Annotated in this window: 20 protein-coding genes; 14 read left to right on the forward strand and 6 right to left on the reverse strand. The window is 37.1% G+C overall.

All coding sequences use genetic code 11. The features are described from left to right. Positions 1-35 precede the first annotated feature (35 nt). Positions 36-854, reverse strand: coding sequence for an alpha/beta hydrolase (locus EL165_RS18495; protein WP_002983299.1), 819 nt, complete (start codon positions 852-854; stop codon positions 36-38). Positions 855-930: 76 nt separating this feature from the next. On the opposite strand from EL165_RS18495, the gene EL165_RS18500 reads away from it, so the two are divergent. The 3 genes from EL165_RS18500 to EL165_RS18510 all read left to right on the forward strand — a co-directional run bounded on the left by EL165_RS18500 (position 931) and on the right by EL165_RS18510 (position 4,740). Further along, positions 931-1,308 (forward strand): winged helix-turn-helix transcriptional regulator, encoded by a 378-nt coding sequence (locus EL165_RS18500; RefSeq protein ID WP_002983302.1) that lies wholly within the window; start codon positions 931-933, stop codon positions 1,306-1,308. 115 nt (positions 1,309-1,423) lie between these two features. Next, the gene (locus EL165_RS18505) at positions 1,424-2,485 is read left to right on the forward strand and encodes a helix-turn-helix domain-containing protein (RefSeq protein ID WP_002983305.1); all 1,062 of its coding nucleotides are present in this window, start codon (positions 1,424-1,426) and stop codon (positions 2,483-2,485) included. A gap of 80 nt (positions 2,486-2,565) precedes the next feature. After that, a complete protein-coding gene (locus EL165_RS18510) occupies positions 2,566-4,740 on the forward strand; it encodes a TonB-dependent receptor domain-containing protein (protein WP_002983308.1) in 2,175 nt (724 codons plus the stop codon). Positions 4,741-4,775: 35 nt separating this feature from the next. Here the strand turns inward: EL165_RS18510 and EL165_RS25890 are convergent, their stop codons facing one another. Then, positions 4,776-4,940: a hypothetical protein gene (locus EL165_RS25890; RefSeq protein ID WP_002983311.1), complete on the reverse strand. Its 165-nt coding sequence runs from the start codon at positions 4,938-4,940 to the stop codon at positions 4,776-4,778. A 290-nt stretch (positions 4,941-5,230) separates the two neighbouring features. Between EL165_RS25890 and EL165_RS18515 the strand changes: the two genes are divergently transcribed. From EL165_RS18515 to EL165_RS18565, 11 genes are all read left to right on the forward strand, one after another. Continuing rightward, positions 5,231-6,145 carry a dimethylarginine dimethylaminohydrolase family protein gene (locus EL165_RS18515; RefSeq protein WP_002983314.1) on the forward strand — a complete coding sequence of 305 codons (915 nt, stop codon included), beginning with the start codon at positions 5,231-5,233 and terminating at the stop codon, positions 6,143-6,145. A gap of 106 nt (positions 6,146-6,251) precedes the next feature. After that, complete coding sequence (locus tag EL165_RS18520) at positions 6,252-6,659, forward strand: four helix bundle protein (RefSeq protein WP_041461983.1); 408 nt, start codon at positions 6,252-6,254, stop codon at positions 6,657-6,659. Positions 6,660-6,714: 55 nt separating this feature from the next. Continuing rightward, positions 6,715-7,638: a citrulline utilization hydrolase CtlX gene (ctlX, locus tag EL165_RS18525; protein ID WP_002983319.1), complete on the forward strand. Its 924-nt coding sequence runs from the start codon at positions 6,715-6,717 to the stop codon at positions 7,636-7,638. Between the two features lie 21 nt (positions 7,639-7,659). Further along, on the forward strand, positions 7,660-8,019 hold the full coding sequence (locus EL165_RS18530; protein ID WP_002983320.1) for an S-adenosylmethionine decarboxylase family protein: 360 nt from the start codon (positions 7,660-7,662) through the stop codon (positions 8,017-8,019). Between the two features lie 2 nt (positions 8,020-8,021). Then, complete coding sequence (locus EL165_RS18535) at positions 8,022-9,488, forward strand: DUF4178 domain-containing protein (protein ID WP_002983322.1); 1,467 nt, start codon at positions 8,022-8,024, stop codon at positions 9,486-9,488. A gap of 1 nt (position 9,489) precedes the next feature. Next, entirely contained in the window at positions 9,490-9,672 is a 183-nt protein-coding gene (locus tag EL165_RS18540; protein ID WP_002983324.1) for a hypothetical protein, read from the forward strand. A gap of 13 nt (positions 9,673-9,685) precedes the next feature. Further along, positions 9,686-9,901, forward strand: a complete 216-nt coding sequence (locus EL165_RS18545) for a DUF350 domain-containing protein (RefSeq protein WP_002983326.1) — start codon at positions 9,686-9,688, stop codon at positions 9,899-9,901. Next, positions 9,894-11,408: a polyamine aminopropyltransferase gene (locus tag EL165_RS18550; protein ID WP_002983327.1), complete on the forward strand. Its 1,515-nt coding sequence runs from the start codon at positions 9,894-9,896 to the stop codon at positions 11,406-11,408. The genes EL165_RS18545 and EL165_RS18550 overlap by 8 nt, the downstream gene beginning before the upstream one ends. A gap of 37 nt (positions 11,409-11,445) precedes the next feature. Then, positions 11,446-12,972, forward strand: a complete 1,527-nt coding sequence (locus EL165_RS18555) for an NAD(P)-binding protein (RefSeq protein ID WP_041461984.1) — start codon at positions 11,446-11,448, stop codon at positions 12,970-12,972. 9 nt (positions 12,973-12,981) lie between these two features. Then, positions 12,982-14,007: a hypothetical protein gene (locus EL165_RS18560; RefSeq protein WP_002983330.1), complete on the forward strand. Its 1,026-nt coding sequence runs from the start codon at positions 12,982-12,984 to the stop codon at positions 14,005-14,007. Between the two features lie 28 nt (positions 14,008-14,035). Beyond that, entirely contained in the window at positions 14,036-15,790 is a 1,755-nt protein-coding gene (locus EL165_RS18565; RefSeq protein ID WP_002983331.1) for a discoidin domain-containing protein, read from the forward strand. Positions 15,791-15,839: 49 nt separating this feature from the next. On the opposite strand, the gene EL165_RS18570 is transcribed toward EL165_RS18565, so the two are convergent. The 4 genes from EL165_RS18570 to EL165_RS26355 form a co-directional block, all read right to left on the reverse strand. Next, entirely contained in the window at positions 15,840-16,700 is an 861-nt protein-coding gene (locus tag EL165_RS18570) for an alpha/beta hydrolase (RefSeq protein WP_002983332.1), read from the reverse strand. A 78-nt stretch (positions 16,701-16,778) separates the two neighbouring features. Beyond that, positions 16,779-17,357 carry an outer membrane beta-barrel protein gene (locus EL165_RS26345; RefSeq protein ID WP_232529136.1) on the reverse strand — a complete coding sequence of 193 codons (579 nt, stop codon included), beginning with the start codon at positions 17,355-17,357 and terminating at the stop codon, positions 16,779-16,781. Next, positions 17,278-18,378: an outer membrane beta-barrel family protein gene (locus EL165_RS26350; RefSeq protein WP_346724700.1), complete on the reverse strand. Its 1,101-nt coding sequence runs from the start codon at positions 18,376-18,378 to the stop codon at positions 17,278-17,280. The genes EL165_RS26345 and EL165_RS26350 overlap by 80 nt, the downstream gene beginning before the upstream one ends. Further along, positions 18,363-19,037: a TonB-dependent receptor gene (locus EL165_RS26355; RefSeq protein WP_232529137.1), complete on the reverse strand. Its 675-nt coding sequence runs from the start codon at positions 19,035-19,037 to the stop codon at positions 18,363-18,365. The genes EL165_RS26350 and EL165_RS26355 overlap by 16 nt, the downstream gene beginning before the upstream one ends. Positions 19,038-19,077 lie beyond the last annotated feature (40 nt).

Genomic DNA, 19,077 nt, shown 5'->3' on the forward strand with positions numbered 1-19,077 from the left:
TCATAAAAAAATCCCAAAGCACGCTTTGGGATTTTTTATTTAAAATGTTGTCTGAAAAAAATAAAATGATGTTCAATGGAGTTTTTCCAATATTCGGTATTATGATTCCCGGGTTGGGAAATAAATGTAATGGGAATTTTCAGACTATCGGCAATACCTTTGATTTCAATGGTGGAAGGATAAAGTATATCTTCCGAACCGCAATCTATTAAAAAAGGATTCCCTTTATTGTAGGTTTTTAACAGTGTTGAAATATTATACTGCTTCCATTCGTCCGGAGAACCAAGTATTTTGTTCAGGTCATCAGTAATCCTTTCTGTTTTAAAGAATTGCAAGCTTGCATTCCTCATAATGTCAGGATCCAGAGAAAAAGCGCCGCTTGTACTTCCTGCAGTATTAAAATAATCCTGATGAAGTAGAAAATATCGGATAGCACCATATCCTCCCATGCTCAATCCGCTGATGAAAATATTCTTTTTGTCAATATTGAAATTGTTATGAACCTTGGGAACCAGCTCCTTAAAAAAGAAATCTTCAGTTCTTGCCCCTTTATCATAAGGACTGTTTACATACCATGTTGTAAATCCGTCCGGGCATACAATAATCATTTTATATTGATCAGAAAACTTCTGAAGATCTGTTGTCCGGGACCATTGACGGTAGTTTTCACTATACCCGTGTAATAAATAGACTAATGGATATTTTTCTGTCTTCATGTAGGTTTTGGGTTTAAAAATCAATACCGTATCCGGTTTTGACATAAACCCGGATTTCAGAACCCATCTTTCCTGTGCCTTGAACAGCTGCAGGCTTATTACAAGACCCATAATCGACAGGATGTTTTTTGTACTCATAATTTTGTAATTTTAATGTAAATTTCTGCAGGCTGTGTGTGAATTGCAATAACGAACAAAATTGTGAGTGATCATTATGAGAAAAGAAACTTCAACCAATGCGGCAAACGAACAGTTTCTGTTCGGTATCTGTGAACTGAATTCCGCAGTAAGTATCATCAGTGGGCGTTGGAAGTCACAGATTATTTATTCGATATCGGAGGGAAATAACCGGTTTCATCTTTTGAAAAAGGAACTGTCTAATATTTCTGAACAGGTTTTAGGGAGACAACTTAAAGAACTGGAAACTCATAAACTTATCATTAAAAAAGAAATTCCTGATACCATTCCTGCAGGAATAGAATATATACTGACCAACAAAGGGCAGGATCTTATTCCGATTCTGAAAAACTTATGTGAATGGGGCAAAGAATATGCAGATGGAAAAGAGATATCGGTCTGCAATATTTCTTAGAAAAAATGTATATATTGCTGAAATTGAATTCAATAATTTATTAATTTTACTTTTATGAAATTATTGATATGGTCAAAGCCGAATGGTGATCGTTATAAAAAATAAATAAATTATTATGACTTTCGGACAACAGATGTTATTTTTCTTCAGTGCGGTAGGAGCATTCAACGGACTTCTGCTGGGAATTTATCTGCTGTTTGTTAAGAAACTGAAATACCTCCCGGATTTTTTCCTCGGACTTCTCTTGCTGATGCTGAGCACCAGAGTGGGCATTGCTGTATGCATTTACTTTTATCCGGATCTGCCAAGAATTATTCCGCATTTGGGATTGTCTGCCTTATTTTATACCGGACCGGCGCTATACTATTATGTGAAATCTTCCTTTCAGCAGGAACACTTTGACTGGAAGAACTGCCGGAAATGGTTTGGAATACTGACGATCATTTTGGGGACAGTCGGTTTATTATATCTCCTTTTCCCTGTTACATGGGAGCATTATTTCGGAACCTTTATTTATACTGTCTGGTCTATATTTGTATTCCTTACAGTGTATCAGTACTACAATTTTTCCAGGCAGAAGCTTAAAAATCCCAACCAGTTTGTTCTTCCGGTTCTGATCAGTAATATCATTATCTTTCTGACCTATCAGCTGATCTCAACAGGCTGGGTGCAAATCTACTGTGCAGGAGGAAGTCTTGTATTTTCATTTGTACTGTATGCCAACTTTTTGATTTTATTCAATAAAAAATATCAGCAGCTTCCGGTAAAGGAAACTGAAAAATATTCCAATAAAAAGATCTCCGGAGAACAGGCAGACAGTTTTTCGTCCAGATTAGAGCGGCTGATGAATACTGAAGAGCTTTATAAAAATCCCAATCTGAAATTAAGTGATGTGGCATCTAAAATGAATATCTCTGCCCATCAGCTTTCCCAGCTGCTGAATGATAATCTTGGTAAAAGCTTTTCCACTTATATCAATGAATATCGTATTCATGAAGCCTGTGAAAAGATAGAAAATGGCTCTTATTTAAAAATTGAAGAGATAGGATATGAAGTAGGATTCAATTCCAAATCGACTTTCTTTTCTACGTTCAAGAAAATTAAAAATACAACACCTCTTTTGTATAAACAGTCTCAAACCCTTACTGAATCAAGGTTTCAGAGTTCAAATTTATAATTCAGTACTGCGGAATTTTAATTTCAAAACCGCTTTTCTGCTCCAGGCCGATACTTTTGATGTCATAAAATTTAAAATCTATGATCTTCAAATTATGGCTCTTGCTGCTTCTGCTGTTCCTGTCAATTTTTGGAAAAGCTCAGGAAGCCGTCAAAGAAAAAATCCCGGATTCTCTGGCTGAGGTAAAATCTTCAACAACAGATATTTCAGAAGTCATTATCCAGTCAGCTCCACGAAAAATGAAACTGAATGAAGGCAATCTTGTACTGTCTGTTGCCGGAAATAAAGACTTTAAAACTTCCTTGCATCTCCTTGATGTTTTAAGAAAAACACCTGGTGTTACAGTAGATCAGGAAGATGGAATTTTTATTGGGGGCAGAATCACTCCCGCTGTTTTTATTGATGGGAAACCTGTTGTTATGAGCAATCAGGAGCTACAGTCCTATTTGCGGTCTTTATCTCCGGAAATGGTAGAATCGGTGGAAGTGATTACCAATCCACCTTCTAAATACGATGCAGAATTTAAAGGAATTATTGATATCAAACTGAAAAGGAATGTCAACCTTGGCTTGAAAGCAATTTATAATGGCAATATATACATTAATAAATTCAACTATCGGGAAAATGCGTTCAATATTTCTTATCATACAGGGAGAGTGACATACAATCTGCAGGCGGGTTATAATGATGGAATTTCAACTTATCGTTATCATGCATTGCAGCGATTGGCCAATACCAATATTATGCGTACTCAAACCTATCAGGAAGATGCTGGAAAAGTTTACAGTCTTCAGGCAGGTGCAGATTTTAATCTGAATGATAAAAACCGGTTTGGCCTTAATCTGAGAGGTAATTTCCGGAATAATGACAGAATACGCACCGGATCACTTTATACAACTGATAAAACCGGAACCCAATTGGTATTGAATACAGTCAGTGAAAACCCTACAGATTATTCTCAGGACAACTATGGAGTGACAACCGATTATTCTTTCCAAAATAAGGGATTTAAGCTTAGTTTCTTAGGAAATTATCTTTCAGTTAAAAATAAGCAGAATGATGATTTCATCAATAAAGACAGTGTTACAGAAAATCTTCTCTCGTATTGGAAATCTGACTTGATTAATAAAATAAATATCTATACTGCTCAGATAGATGTTTCACAGAAAATGGGTAATGCAGATCTTGAAGCAGGAGTAAAATACAGCAATTCAGACACTCAAAACAATATCAGGTATGATACATTATCTGTTGGCAATCATTTCGTTTTTGATCCTTCGAGGAGCAATATATTTTCATACAAAGAAAAGATTTGGGCAGGTTATGTGGCATACAGACAAAAAATGGGAAATCTTCAGATCATTGCAGGATTAAGATTTGAGAACACAAACAGTATTTCCAATGCAATTACAATAGACTCTGTGGTTTCCAGAAACTATCTGAAGTGGCTGCCGTCTTTAAGCGCCAGCTATACTTTTAATAAATCCAGTGAGCTTTCTCTTTCCTATAGCAGAAAAATAACGAGACCAGCGTTTTCGCAGCTTAATCCGTTCAGATTTTATTTCAGTCCGTTAAATTACTGGATAGGGAATCCATATCTGTTGCCTTCCTTTACCAGTCAGATTAAAGCAACCTATCGGTATAAAAACTGGGTGACAAGCTTTACCATCGGGAAAGAAAAGGATGTTATGACACGGTATCCCCTTTACAATCCGCAGACAAATGTACTGGAATATTTAGGAACGAATCTTCCCTACCGGAACTTTGCTGTGCTGGAAACAAGCTTTCCGGTAAGAGTTACAAAATGGTGGAATATCACCAGTCAGATTGCGGGCTATTATAATTATGAATTCAGACCTTATCTGGATGAGGTTTTTGCATTGAACATTTATAATTACGAAGTGAGAATCAACCAGGTATTTTCACTTCCTAGAGGATTTACTGTAAATGTATTTGGTGTTTACGAATCTAAAACAGGAAACAGTCTTTATAGTATTAAACCGAGGTATACTGTAGATGTATCAGTGCAAAAGGCATGGTTTGATAATAAACTGAACACAAAAATAGGTTTTAATAATCTTTTCGATTCTTACGATCAGAGACTGGAATTCAGGCATAAGCAGATTATGGATAACCGTTTTACGCACTGGTGGGACAGCAGCAGGCTGGTATTTTCGCTTAGTTATAACATAGGAAGTTCAAAATATCAGGTGAAAGAAACCCAGAAGACAGACGAAGAAAACAGAACAAGATAAGAAAACCTGCTTGAAAAAGCAGGTCTTCTTTTTTATTAAGGACATACACATCTGTCACATGTCCAGATATAACAGTTTCCTGCATCATCCCATTCACAGCATCTTCTGGCTGTTGAGATTGGAGCGCCTCCCATTACAGATTTTTGTTGATCTCTTCCTAATTTTTGTGCATTTTTCAGCACCGGATTGTTCTTGTTCATGACTTTGATTTTTGGTGTTAATAGTTAAGTTTTTATTGTTTATAATTTCGCGAAAATTATATCACTAATATAGGAAATTAAATAATATGATTATCTGTTTTTCTTTTCTTATGCAGATGGAAAATAGCAAGTTGCAGAGGTTTTTGGAACTATTCACTACAGTTGGCTAAAATACAGGGAAATTTTGTTGAAGAGCGGTGATTTTGCCAAACAAATTTAATGCATAAAATAATCCAAAAGTTTTACAGGTAGAGACCTTTACTTATATTTGTAGTATTGCATAAATCTTTATGAGACTAAACATTAAAAACGAAACGGGTAGGCTGAAGTCAGTAGTTCTAGGCCAGCCTAATTCATTGGGGCCGGTTCCCACACTAGAGGAAAGTTATGACGCAAAGTCATATTACTCAATCGAACACAATATTTATCCTAAAGAAGAGGATGTTATTAAAGAAATGAACGCTTTTGAAGCGGTTTTAAAAAAGTATGATGTTGAAGTATTGCGCCCAAGCATCATCAAAGACTACAACCAGGTTTTTTCCAGAGATGTAGCTTTTGTAATTGATGACAAAATGATCATTTCCAATGTGATCGCAGACAGGGCAGATGAGCAGGAGGCATACAAAAGTGTTTTTGAAAAAGTTGCATGGAGAAAGATCATCAACCTTCCCGAAACTGCACATATTGAAGGAGGAGATGTAATCGTATGGGATGATTTCCTTTTCATCGGGACGTGCTTCAGCGAAGATTACCGAAACTATAAAACGGCAAGAACCAATGAATATGCCATTGAAATCTTAAAAGAATATTTTCCGAAGAAAAGAATCATCGATCTGGAGCTGAAGAAAAATGATAAAGTTCCGTTTGAAGGTATTCTGCATCTGGATTGTACATTTAATCCGGTAGGTGAAGACAAATGTATCATTTATAAAAACGGATTTGTGGATGAAAGCGATTACCGCCTAATCATTGATATTTTCGGAGAAGAAAACTGTTTCCATATCAATGATGAAGAAATGTTTGAAATGTTCCCTAATATTTTCTCCATTTCACCGGATGTTGTAGTTTCAGACAAAGCATTTACGAGAATGAATAACCACCTGAGAAACGAGTGGGGAATGACAGTAGAAGAAATCCCTTACAGAGAAATCTCCAAAATGGGTGGATTGTTGAGATGTTCTACAATGCCGCTTGTGAGAGAATAATTGAGAGGGAGAGTTTTAGTGTTTGAGAGTGAAGGCGTTTTAGAGTCTGAGAGTTAGAGTGTTGGTGGGTTTGAATATTTTTTTAATTTTAAAAAAATATTTGGGTATGTCAACAATTAAATTTCATCAGGATTTAAAAGTTTTTCAACAATCATTTGAAACAGCACAGCTGATTTATGAACTCTCAAAATCCTTTCCAAAAGAAGAACTTTACTCACTTACAGATCAGATAAGAAGATCATCAAGATCTGTAACAGCTAATATTAGCGAGGCCTGGGGAAAAAGAAAATATGAAAAATCCTTCATCTCTAAACTTACAGATTCGGAAGGAGAAGCAAGAGAAACCCAAACATGGCTTCAGTTTGCCTTTGCCTGCAATTATATGAATGACGAGCAATACAATAATTTGCACAACAAATACAACCAAATAATAGGAATGTTAGTTAATATGATGAGCCAGTCAGAAAAATGGTGTTCATTTTCTTCAATGAATAAAGAAGAGAATAATTTGTAAAATGCTGTTCAGGCACTCAAACTCTAATACACTAACACTCTCAAACTTAATAAAAATGCAAACAACAGATACCGTATTAATGATAGAGCCGATTGCATTCGGTTACAACGCAGAAACAGCAAAAAACAATTATTTCCAGGTAGAACAGACAGGTTCTGATATCCAGTCAAAAGCTTTGGCAGAGTTCAATACCTTTGTCGGAAAGCTGAGAGGAAAAGGAATCAATGTGATCACTATAAAAGATACTCCGGATCCGCATACTCCGGATTCTATTTTTCCCAATAACTGGGTAAGTTTCCATAAAGACGGAAAAGTGGTTTTATATCCGATGTTCGCTTCCAACAGAAGAGTGGAAAGAAGAGAAGATATTATTGAAAGTATCAAAGATCAGGGGTTTGAAGTTACTGAAATTGATGACTGGTCTTTTCCTGAAACCCAGGGACATTTTCTGGAAGGAACAGGAAGTATGATTTTCGATCACGATAATAAAATTGCATATGGTTCTGTTTCTTTGAGGCTGGATGAAAAACTGTTCAGAGAATTCTGTGCAAAATATGGATTCACCCCTGTTGTATTTCATTCATTCCAGACCGTAGGAACAGAAAGACTTCCGATCTATCACACCAACGTAATGATGTGTGTGGCGGATCAATTTGTCGTAATCTGCCTTGATTGTATCGACGATGAGCTTGAAAGAGAAAAAGTAGTGGAAACCATTAAAGGCTCAGGGAAAGAAATCATCGAGATCTCAGAAGAACAGATGCAGCAGTTTGCAGGAAACATGCTTCAGGTTCAGAACAAAGAGGGTGAGAAATTTTTGGTGATGAGCCAGACCGCTTATCAGTCTCTCACTCCAGAACAGGTAGCAGCTATTGAAAAATACTGCGAAATTATCTATTCAGATCTGAATACCATTGAAGTAAATGGTGGAGGAAGTGCAAGATGTATGCTTGCCGAGGTTTTTCTTCCAAAAAAATAATATATTTACCAAAAAAATTAATTGAACCCATTATCAAGTAAAGGTTTACATATTCTTCTGACTTTGGAAACAGAGTCAGAAGATTTGTTATTAGACAGCAAAGGTTTTCTGATGTTTACAGAAGAAATTCTGAAAACCAGAGAGGTGGAAATTGTAGGAGTAACCAATCATATTTTTGAAAATAACAGCTTTACTTCCGCCGTGATCCTTAAAGAATCTCACCTTTGTATCCACACGTGGCCGGAATTTAAACAGCTTACCTTTGATGTATTTCTTTGTAATTATACTCAGGACAATACGGAGAAAGTAGAGCAGATTGCAGATGAGGTGGTTCAGTATTTTAAAGCTAATACCATTCAAAAACACAAAATTTACAGATAAAAATGCACTATGTCTGCCCAGCATGCGAATCAGAAAATAAATTAGATCTCACCTTTCCTGTTGAAGAATATGTTTGCGGTACCTGTTCTTATCTCATTGAGGTTGCCGGAAACAAAAAAATTAAACATCTGAAAGTTCCTACGGAAAATGTTGTTTTAGATGTCGGACAAAAAGGAAAAATCGGAGAGGTAGAATATACTGTTGCTGCCATTATCGTCAGGAAATATGGTTCCAGTATTTTCTGGCGCGAATATTATTTAAAAGACAGTAAAGGAAATGATGCTTTCCTGAGTGAAAGTGACGGGCATTGGGTCTTTCTGATTCCTATACATGCTGATGATTTTAAAAGTAAAGATTCGGCATTCCCAACCTATCTTGGGCGAACCTATCGATGGTACGAAAACTCTCAATGCAGTATTGAAGCCGCAGCCGGTTTTTTTGATGAGCAGCTGGATTTCAGTATTGCTACCTACAAAGAATATGTCAACGGAACCCGCATGATCTCTCAGGAGAAGACCAGCAGGAAAAGCCAGTATTTCTATGGAGTTCACATTTCAAAATATGAAGTTAAGAAAGCTTTTAAAATAGCTAATCTGCCCAATTATACAGGAATAGGGATTGTTCAGCCCTACTATTTCGATATCAGACAGGCTGTAAACATCTTTTGTGTGGCGGCATTAATGATTTGTTTGCTCCAGATGTATGTCTACACTTCAAGAACCAACGAAACCGTTTTTGCAGAGACCATCAATTTTGCAGATGTAAAAGATAAAGAATTGGTCAGCAAAAGCTTTACCCTTTCCGGCGGTTCAGCTCCATTAAAGGTGAATGCTTTTTCAGGTGTTGATAATTCCTGGGCGAATGTTCAGCTAAGCCTTGTAAACGAGAATACCAACGAAATTATCTATACCTCCAAAGATATTGAGCAGTATCATGGGTACGAAGACGGGGAAAGCTGGACGGAAGGAAGCCAGTCTGAAGATTTTAACCTGTGTGGGGTAGGCTCCGGAAAATATCATTTCATTATTTCCGCTGAAAAAGAAGGAGGCTTGCCGTCATTTTCAGGTCTTACATCACCTGATTCAAAGGTTATGATATCACGGGATAAATCAGGAACAATTGAGGTTACTGACATATTCAAGGTGCAGACCAAAACTTTTACAGACGGGCAGACGCTGGAAAAAGATACCTCGGAAGTGATCAGACTTGCCAAAGCATCGTTCGGAACTCAAAAGCTGGACTCCCTGATTAATTCTGAAGCACTTAAACTTACCACAGACCTCATTTCAAGCAATACTTATGTACAGCTCAAAGCTACATGGCTTCCCGTTTCATTCTGGAACTTCGGGATTATTTTATTCATAATGATTGCTGTGTTTGTGGCAATGTGGATAGGAAAACATTACTTTAATGTAAATAAATGGAAGAATAGTTCAAACTCACCTTATCCTGCAAATGATGATAACTAATATGGTCAATTACATAAGAAAAAACTGGATACTCTGCCTGATCGGAGGATTCTGCCTTACCTGGTTTGTATACCTTACATACCAGGGAAATCAGGTCTGCGACTGCGCCAAGACAGAAACATACCGCGACGGAACCACAAGAAGCCATTCCAGAGTAGGATTCTACAGATATTATCACAAATAAAAAATATAAAACTATGGACAACATCAATTTCTTACCCATACTAAACTCGGTTCTTTATTCATTTTTAGGAATCGCTATTTTGCTTGCATGTTATTTCATTATTGAAAAACTGACTCCTGAAAAAACATGGCATGAGATCGCCCGGAATAAAAATATAGCAATTGCTATTGTCTTCGGGGCATTTATTATCGGAATTTCAATGATTATAAGCGCGGCAATTCATGGATAAGAAGAGGATTCCTCTTGAGCTGCTTTTATTGTTTTCAGTATTCGTCATTGCTACATGTGGACTGATTTATGAGCTGGTGGCAGGAGCGCTGGCAAGCTATCTTTTAGGAGACTCTGTAAAGCAGTTTTCCTTCATTATCGGAGTATACCTGTTCTCAATGGGAGTGGGATCTTACCTTGCGAAATTCATCAAAGGAAATCTTATTGATAAATTCATTGAGATCGAAATCCTGGTAGGAATTGTGGGGGGAATCAGCTCTGTTGTGCTGTTCATTCTGTTTAATACGCTCGCCCATTTTGAAAGTGTTCTTTATCTGTTTGTATTCTTCACCGGATGTCTGGTTGGGGTGGAAATCCCGCTTCTGATGAATATTTTAAAAGACAGGGTGCAGTTTAAAGATTTAGTTTCAAATGTCTTTGCATTCGATTATATCGGGGCATTACTGGCATCTATTCTCTTTCCATTGGTTTTGATTCCGAAGCTGGGAATTGTCAAAACCCCTTTGTTTTTCGGCTTGATTAATATTTCCATTGCGATATTCCTGTGCTATTATCTTACAAAGGAATTATCAAAGCCGCTATCGCTCAAAGTAAAATCTCTTACAGCATTTGCATTTCTTCTGGGACTTTTCATTTTCTCAGATACTATTTTATCCTATTCAGAAGAAAAATTATATGGTGAAAATGTCGTATATACCAAAAGCTCTCCTTATCAGAGAATTGTTTTAACTAGAAATACTCATGAATTCCGTTTATATCTAAATAACAACCTGCAGTTTTCATCCACAGACGAATACCGTTATCATGAGGCTTTGGTACATCCTGCAATGTCCATGGCAAAAAATATAGATAATGTCCTGATTCTTGGAGGTGGTGATGGTTTTGCAGCAAGGGAAGTATTAAAATATAAAGATGTTAAAAAAGTAACGCTTGTAGATCTTGACGGCGAGATGACCCAGTTTTTCAAAACCAATGAAACCATGCGCAGGCTGAATCAAAGTTCTTTTTCCAATCCTAAAGTGGAAGTGATCAATAAAGATGCTTACATTTGGGTAAAAGAGAACAAAAAGAAGTTTGATGTCATTATCATAGACTTTCCGGATCCGTCCAATTACAGCCTCGGAAAACTTTATTCCTTACAGTTTTATAAAGAACTGGAGAGATTGACAACTCTTGATACCAAGATTGTAGTTCAGACCACCTCTCCGTATTTTGCTCCGAAATCTTTCTGGTGTATCGAAAAAACAATCCATCAGATTTTTCCTTTTACAGCAGCATATCACACTTACGTTCCGTCTTTTGGGGAATGGGGATTTTCTATGGCTTCATTTGAACCCGTCAACAACAGAATCTACAGGAAGCTTCCCGGTTTGAGATACTATGATTACAACTTTTCACAGATGTCTTATTTCAATAAAGATATGAAGGTGAAAGACGTAGAAGTTAACCGTCTGGATAACCAGATATTAGTCCGATATTTCGATGAAGAGTGGGGGAAAGTACAGTAGAAAAGATTTTCTCACAACTATATTTTTAGGTAGTCTTATGCTTCCCTTTTTGCAGTATTGTGGAAAGAAAGTTAAAGCTTTGCTGCTCAAGGTCACCGGAACGAATCATGTCCTAGGGCATAAACTTTGGGCAAAAGATTTTCCACAGTTTTCAGAAGTTATCCACACTAAATATCTTATTGTCGGGGGTGGAATCTCTGGTCTTTCTGCGTGTAGATTTTTCAGTCAGCATCATGAAAATGATTATCTTCTTCTGGAAATGGAAAATCATCTTGGCGGCAATTCTTCCAACGGAGAAAACTCATTTTCAAAATTTCCTTTAGGCGCCCATTATTTACCGTTACCGAACAAAGAGAATACAGAAATCATAGAATTCCTGAAAGAATGTAAAATCTGCCTGGGAGCAGAAGAAAACGAAGAACCCGTTCTTGATGAATACCAAATGACTTTTCCTCAGCAGGAAAGATTATTTTATAAAAATTCCTGGCAAAACGACATTGTTCCCCAAAGAGGTATTTCAGCACAAACTCAGCAGGAGCTTACCCGCTTTTTTAAGCTGATGGATGAGTTCCGTGTAAAGAAGGATGCGGAGGGAAAATATTGGTTTGCTATTCCTGTACATGATTCCAGCAGAGAAGATGAGGTTGTAAAGCTTGAAAAAATTATTTTTAAAGAATGGCTGAAAGAAAATAACTACCGGTCGGAAGAATTTCTCTGGCTTCTGGATTATTCCTGCAGGGACGATTTCGGATTAGGAATAGACTACGTTTCTGCATGGGCAGGAATACATTATTTTGCCGGAAGAAAGAATAACTGGAGCACAAGATATAAAGATCAGGTATTCACATGGCCGGAAGGAAATGCAAGACTGGCAAAACATCTTTCAAAATACACCGAGGGAAAACATATGCCGGGAAATCTGGTTTTTGATGTAAAAATCAATGATAAAGTTGAGGTATTAAGTTTTGATAATACCCAAAAGAAAACCAGGAAGATCATTGCCGATAAAGTACTGTTTGCCACACCTCAATTTGTGAATAAGAGAATTTTTAGTCATAAAAAAGTATATTCCTTTCATTACGTGCCCTGGCTTTTAACCACCATTACACTGAAAAATGAATTCGGAGGAGATGAAGAGCTGGCCTGGGATAATGTGATCTATGGTTCTTCAGGATTGGGGTATATTTTTGATCAGCATCAGAATCTCAACCAGATTATTGGTGAAAAGGTGATTACCCACTATAAGAGTTTTTCAACTTCAGACTGTAAAAAAGCAAGGAAAAAACTCTACGGCATGAAGGAATCTGAACTGAAGGATTTAGTTTTGGATGATCTGAAGAAAGCACATCCGTTGATAGAAGATTTCATTCTGGAGATGCAGTTTCACAAAATAGGGCATGCGATGATCGCTCCTGTTCCTAACCAGATTTTTGGAGAAGAAACCAGGAAAGCAAAAGAACCGATAGAAAGTAAAATTTTCTTTGCCCATTCCGATCTGTCGGGAATTTCTATTTTTGAAGAAGCCTTCTATCAGGGGCTCCGAACTGCAGAAAAAATGATGTAAAATAATACTATGAAACAGCCGTGGATACATAATGCAAAAACAGACTGGTGGTTTATTTTATCACCACCTTTTCTGGTGCTGCTGATTATCTTCTTTTTTCAGAAACAGATTCAGATACTGGAAAATCATTATTCCTTTTACACATGGCTTTTCCTGATTGTTTTTGTTGATGTTGCCCACGTTTATTCCACACTGTTTAAAACTTATTTTGTAAAAGGAGAGGTACAGAGAAATAAGCTGCTGTATCTGGGAATTCCTGTTTTGAGCTGGATCTTGGGAATGATCCTGTTCCAGTTGGGCAGCCTGACATTCTGGTCAGTACTGGCATTGATTGCCGTTTTTCATTTTATAAGGCAGCAGTACGGCTTTATGCGAATCTATGCCCGTTTTGAACCAAACAACTGGAGTAAAAAAATAGATGAGATTGCTGTTTACTCCGCAACGATTTATCCGATGTTGTATTGGTTTAAAACACCCCGTGCCTTTACCTGGTTTGTCAACAATGAGTTTGACTGGCTTCAGAATCTTCCTGATTATATTCCTTTACTTACTGTAATCTACTTTGCCATCCTGATCATTTGGCTTTTTAAAACTGCTTTTGGAGCTTTTAAATCCAATCGGGTTAATATTCCTAAAACAGCGTTGATCACCGGAACTTTTCTTTCCTGGTATTTTGGAATTGTTTATTTCAACAATGATCTTTTGTTTACTTTTCTGAACGTGGTTTCTCATGGCATTCCTTATATCGCATTGATTTATATCCGGGAAATACAGCAAAAAGAAAATCATCAGCTAAACGGGATGCAGATTTTTAAATCTTTTTCAGGGATATTTCTATTTGTCGGCGTCATTTTATTGTTCGCTTTTCTGGAAGAGTTTTTATGGGAAACTCTGGTTTGGAATGAGCACTTTTCCATGAATGTAATGCTTTCAGAAAATCTGTTTCAATTCATGATTCCCTTATTGGTTGTTCCGCAGCTTACTCATTATCTTCTGGATGGCTTTATTTGGAGAAAACCGAAAAAAGTTAATTAACTTTGCCCGGAACGTTTAAAATCTGAAAATGAGACAATATTTTCTGTCATTAGCAATCTTTCTTGGAATGATTGCAGGGGCCCAGCAGAAAACATTCTGTAATCCTATCAATATTGATTATGGTTATACTCCCTTCGAAGTTTTTTCAAAACAGGGAAAACACCGTGCAACAGCAGATCCGGTGATTGTTAACTTTAAAAATAAACTCTTCCTTTTTTCCACCAACCAGGAAGGATATTGGTACAGTGATGATATGCTTGACTGGAAGTTTGTGAAAAGGAAATTTCTCAGAGATAATAAATACATTCACGATCTTAATGCTCCGGCAGTTTGGGCCATGAAAGATACTTTATACGTGTATGGCTCAACCTGGGAACAGGATTTTCCGATCTGGAAAAGTACCAACCCAACCAAAGATGACTGGAAAATAGCAGTGGATACTTTAAAAGTAGGAGCATGGGATCCTGCATTCCATTATGATGAAGACAAGAATAAACTGTACTTGTACTGGGGCTCAAGTAACGAATGGCCGTTGCTGGGAACAGAGGTAAAAGTGAAAAACCTTCAGTCCGAAGGTTTCGTAAAGCCTATTATTAAGCTAAAACCTGAAGATCATGGTTGGGAAAGGTTTGGGGAATACAATGATAATGTTTTTCTTCAGCCTTTTGTAGAAGGAGCATGGATGACGAAGCATAACGGGAAATATTATATGCAGTATGGCGCTCCGGCAACAGAATTCAGTGGGTATTCTGATGGAGTGTATGTGAGTAAAAATCCTTTGGAAGGCTTCGAATATCAGCAGCATAATCCGTTCTCTTATAAACCGGGAGGATTTGCCAGAGGCGCAGGGCACGGCGCAACGTTTGAAGACAATTACAAGAACTGGTGGCACGTTTCCACAATTTTTATTTCTACTAAAAATAATTTTGAAAGAAGACTGGGAATATGGCCGGCAGGTTTCGATAAAGATGATGTGATGTACTGTAATACCGCTTATGGCGATTATCCTACTTACCTTCCGCAGTATGCACAGGGAAAAGATTTTACGAAAGGTCTTTTTGCCGGATGGATGCTATTGAATTATAATAAACCGGTTCAGGTTTCATCTACTTTAGGTGGATATCAGCCTAACTATGCGGTAGATGAGGATATCAAAACGTATTGGAGTGCTAAGACCGGAAATTCCGGGGAATGGTTCCAGACGGATCTGGGTGAAGTTTCTACGATTAATGCCATTCAGATCAATTACGCGGATCAGGATGCTGAGTTCATGGGGAAAACCTTTGGAAAAATGCATCAGTATAAAATCTACGGTTCTAATGATGGCAAGAAATGGAATGTGATTGTGGATAAAAGCAAAAATACTAAAGATGTTCCTCACGACTATGTTGAGTTGGAACAACCGGTAAAAGCCCGTTTCCTGAAAATGGAAAACCTGAAAATGCCTACCGGAAAATTTGCATTAAGCGGTTTCAGAGTGTTTGGAAAAGGAGCGGGGAAACAACCTTCAAAGGTTGAGGGGTTTGTACCTTTAAGAGCCGATCCAAAGAAATATGGGGAAAGAAGAAGTATCTGGATGAAATGGCAACAGAATCCTGATGCAGACGGCTATGTAATTTATTTTGGGAAGTCTCCGGATAAATTGTACGGAAGCATCATGGTGTACGGAAAGAATGAATACTTCTTTACAGGTGCAGACAGAACAGATGCTTACTATTTCCAGATTGAAGCTTTCAATGCCAATGGAGTTTCAGAAAGAACAGCCGTTGCAAAATCTGAATAAAATTCAATTTTAAAATAAAAAATAACACGTTTTGAAGAATCAGAGCGTGTTATTTTTTGTCAATTTCTTTAATGAAGGTTTCAATTTTATCAATAAGAAATACATCATTTGGATGTTTATCCCAATCCAGATGTCCTCCATTGAATTGATAAGATTCATGGAGGATATGATTGGCTATCAAGGCTGAATCCAGTCTTTTTTCCTGTGTAGAAGGAATTACACCATCCGAACTTCCATAGTAAGACAAAGTAGGAGGGGAATCACTTTTTATCCATTTCACAGGGCTGGCAAAATCGATCTTTGATATTCCGGTTTTAATTGTTTCAGGATCTACAAGTCTGCTTTCCACAAAAGAATACTCCTGATAATTTTTGAAACCCGGATCAGAGAGGTCTGCCGGGCCAACAATATTAATTACAGCTTTTACTTTTTTATCTGCATCAAACTTGTAGGCATACAGCATCGATAAATGGGCTCCGGCGCTGTTGCCTAATAAAACCACACTTGGATTGTAGCCTAGCTTATTTTTTAATAATTCAGTTACTTTTTTAATATCATCGGTTTGGTTTGGAAGTCCAAAGTTAGTAGCTGAAGCTAGTCTGTAATTCATATTAACGAAAATATGATCGGGAAATTTCTGCATTATAGAGAGCGTGAAAAAGGTTAATTGCGATTTAGTCCCTGCTCTCCAACCTCCACCATGAATTATAATAAAAACTTCCTTTTCTTTATTTGTTCCTGTAGATGGAAGATAGAGATCCATAACCTGTTCAGCACTCTTTCCATAATGAATATTTTCTTCTTTATCAAAATGGATATCATGGCTAAGTTTTATCTTTTTTTCTTTGCAGCCTGTCAATAGAAAAAGAAGGCAGAGGGATATCAAAATAATCTTTATATTTTTTTTCATAATGATTAAATATAAAAAATCCGCTGAAAAGAATCAGCGGATACCGTAAGAATAATTAAATATGAAGAAAGATAATCTTTATCTTGTTCTGCTTTTGATGGCATCTGAGGCCCCTTCGATGTCTCTTACCTTTTTCACTTTCTGGTTTCCGAAATTATAGGTAAGGCTTACTATGAGACTTCTGTTATAGCGGTTTTGGTGGATATAATTGTAATTCCCGTTTTCCTGAAAATCTTCAATTTTCACGATGTTGGTATTCAGGACATCATTTACATTCACTGCAAAAGTCCAGTCGTTCCACATTTTCTTAAGGCTGAGATCTAAGCTCATTAAGTTTTTCAGGGAACCAAGCTCAATCTGCTGCTTGTCTACAAAGAAATAATTAACTCCGAAGAACCATGTTTTCTTTTTATCAAGACGGATGGTGTTGTTGGTCTGGATCAGAAGACTGGTAGAATTCGTTTTATTGGTGTAGGTAATAAAATTTCCGTTAGGTCCTTTATCATTCTTAAAGCGGTCTCCCGTAGTAGGATCGGTATCAAGACTTCCATTGTTGATGTTATGCTGTACTCCGATATTAAAGTTGGTCGTCCAGTATTGTTTGAAAAAACGACTTCTGGATACCCACCATGGCAGACATTTCCTGCTTATTTCCAAAATTGGTTCTGATATATCTTAATGCCGGATTATCTCCAATCTTACCATCCGGCGATACCGGATATCCCTGAAGCGGAACCTGCGTAATCACGTCCTGAATGTAAGAATGGTTTAAAATCAAAAAATAGGAATTTCTGTACATGTATGTAAGTTCCTGATTGTAGGTAGAGGAAGCTTTTACAAACGGGTCATTCTGAGTGTAATTATCTTCCGTCAGGATGTTTCTTACAGGATTAAGTTCCCAGAAACTCGGTCTTCTCATTCTGCTTGAAAAAGAGTATGAAATATTATTTTTATCATTAATCGCATAATTCAGGCTCAGGTAAGGAAGTAAGTTATTGTAGTTTCTTTCAATCCTTTTAAGCGCTTCTGTAGGAGCATTGTCAGAAGTTCCCAAACTGTTTGTGATCTCGTATCGGGCTCCTATTTTTCCTGAAAGTTTGTCAGAGATCTTTTTCTCAACGGTAAGATACATTCCGTAGATGTTTTCATCATAAATAAAATGGTTGGGTCTTGAATCCGGGGATGTCAGGGGATCAAAAGAATAAGTAATGTTTTTAGAATCGTTGTCTGTTTTGGTTTTATTGTAGTTTCCTCCAACTGAAACGGTAAGATCATTTTTAAATTTCTGATTGTAATCTACCATTCCGGAGAAATTATTAATGATCTGCGGAAGATCCTGAAGCACCTGTGTTTTCCTTCCTCCCACATTTCTGTTGATATCTGAAGCAAAAGTTTGATTATCTGTAAACTGGAATCTTCTATAGTTGAGGTAAGCAGCATTTACATTCAGTTTACTGCCTAGTGAATCTGTTTTCAGTTCATAATTCAAATTGACAGAATTGTTGTAGGACCTTGAATCTTCTCTGTTTTTGGACCATGTATATTCCGTATCTGTTTTTTTAATGGTATTGAATAAATCTACCGTTGAGTTATAGCTTTTATTCGCCCAGGTATTCCATGATAATGCGAGGTTGCTTTTATCATTAAGCTGATAATCAATATTCAGATACCCCCCGATATTTTGTTCGGATCATCAATATCACCTGTAGATTCGTTGGATGTTTTGGCTGTACCGTTTCTCAGAGTATACGTTTGTGCTTCAATATTCTCACCGCCGCTAAGGCTGGCGCTTATTCCAAGCTTGTCCTTTCGGTAGTTAGCCGAGAAACTCGCCTGACTTCCGTTGTACTTATTGGTGGTGTTAGACATTCTCATGTTTCCGTTGAGACCGTCGCTCATTTTTTTCTTTAAAACGATATTGATGATCCCATCTGATGATTCAACCTGATATTCACTTCCGGGAACCGTGATCACTTCAATTTTCTGGATATTTTCTGCCGGAGTATTTTTCAGGAACTGAACCAGAGACTCAGAATCCATATTGCTTTTTCTTCCGTTGATATAGATCAGCGCATTATTTTTCCCTGCGATTTTCAATGTTTTATCATCCGTGGAAGATAATAAAGGAGTCTGCTTCAGAAGGTCAAAAGTGGTATTTCCTTTGGCAACAGGTGATGCTGCCACATCATATACAAAACGGTCGCTTTGCTTTTTAAAAACCTGTTTTGTGATGGTTACCCCTTCTATATTTTTTGTTTTTGCCGTATCAGATTTCTTCTCCTGAGCAAATGCGCAGGTACCGAATACAATAGCCATTGACAAAATTATACGTTTCATGTTGTTTTTATTTAAGAGTGGATTTAGTGAAATAAGTTTT

Source organism: Chryseobacterium gleum (genome assembly GCF_900636535.1).
GTDB classification, from domain to species: Bacteria; Bacteroidota; Bacteroidia; order Flavobacteriales; family Weeksellaceae; genus Chryseobacterium; species Chryseobacterium gleum.

What these genes read in the sequence shown, in the direction of transcription:
- EL165_RS18550 (WP_002983327.1), top strand. Translation starts at nt 9,894, where the DNA reads ATGGATAAGAAGAGGATTCCTCTTGAGCTGCTTTTATTGTTTTCAGTA.
- EL165_RS18535 (WP_002983322.1), top strand. Translation starts at nt 8,022, where the DNA reads ATGCACTATGTCTGCCCAGCATGCGAATCAGAAAATAAATTAGATCTC.
- EL165_RS18500 (WP_002983302.1), top strand. Translation starts at nt 931, where the DNA reads ATGAGAAAAGAAACTTCAACCAATGCGGCAAACGAACAGTTTCTGTTC.
- EL165_RS26355 (WP_232529137.1), bottom strand. Translation starts at nt 19,037, where the DNA reads ATGAAACGTATAATTTTGTCAATGGCTATTGTATTCGGTACCTGCGCA.
- EL165_RS18555 (WP_041461984.1), top strand. Translation starts at nt 11,446, where the DNA reads ATGCTTCCCTTTTTGCAGTATTGTGGAAAGAAAGTTAAAGCTTTGCTG.
- EL165_RS18560 (WP_002983330.1), top strand. Translation starts at nt 12,982, where the DNA reads ATGAAACAGCCGTGGATACATAATGCAAAAACAGACTGGTGGTTTATT.
- EL165_RS18520 (WP_041461983.1), top strand. Translation starts at nt 6,252, where the DNA reads ATGTCAACAATTAAATTTCATCAGGATTTAAAAGTTTTTCAACAATCA.
- ctlX (WP_002983319.1), top strand. Translation starts at nt 6,715, where the DNA reads ATGCAAACAACAGATACCGTATTAATGATAGAGCCGATTGCATTCGGT.
- EL165_RS18505 (WP_002983305.1), top strand. Translation starts at nt 1,424, where the DNA reads ATGACTTTCGGACAACAGATGTTATTTTTCTTCAGTGCGGTAGGAGCA.
- EL165_RS18570 (WP_002983332.1), bottom strand. Translation starts at nt 16,700, where the DNA reads ATGAAAAAAAATATAAAGATTATTTTGATATCCCTCTGCCTTCTTTTT.
- EL165_RS18515 (WP_002983314.1), top strand. Translation starts at nt 5,231, where the DNA reads ATGAGACTAAACATTAAAAACGAAACGGGTAGGCTGAAGTCAGTAGTT.
- EL165_RS18565 (WP_002983331.1), top strand. Translation starts at nt 14,036, where the DNA reads ATGAGACAATATTTTCTGTCATTAGCAATCTTTCTTGGAATGATTGCA.
- EL165_RS18545 (WP_002983326.1), top strand. Translation starts at nt 9,686, where the DNA reads ATGGACAACATCAATTTCTTACCCATACTAAACTCGGTTCTTTATTCA.
- EL165_RS18510 (WP_002983308.1), top strand. Translation starts at nt 2,566, where the DNA reads ATGATCTTCAAATTATGGCTCTTGCTGCTTCTGCTGTTCCTGTCAATT.
- EL165_RS18540 (WP_002983324.1), top strand. Translation starts at nt 9,490, where the DNA reads ATGGTCAATTACATAAGAAAAAACTGGATACTCTGCCTGATCGGAGGA.
- EL165_RS18495 (WP_002983299.1), bottom strand. Translation starts at nt 854, where the DNA reads ATGAGTACAAAAAACATCCTGTCGATTATGGGTCTTGTAATAAGCCTG.
- EL165_RS25890 (WP_002983311.1), bottom strand. Translation starts at nt 4,940, where the DNA reads ATGAACAAGAACAATCCGGTGCTGAAAAATGCACAAAAATTAGGAAGA.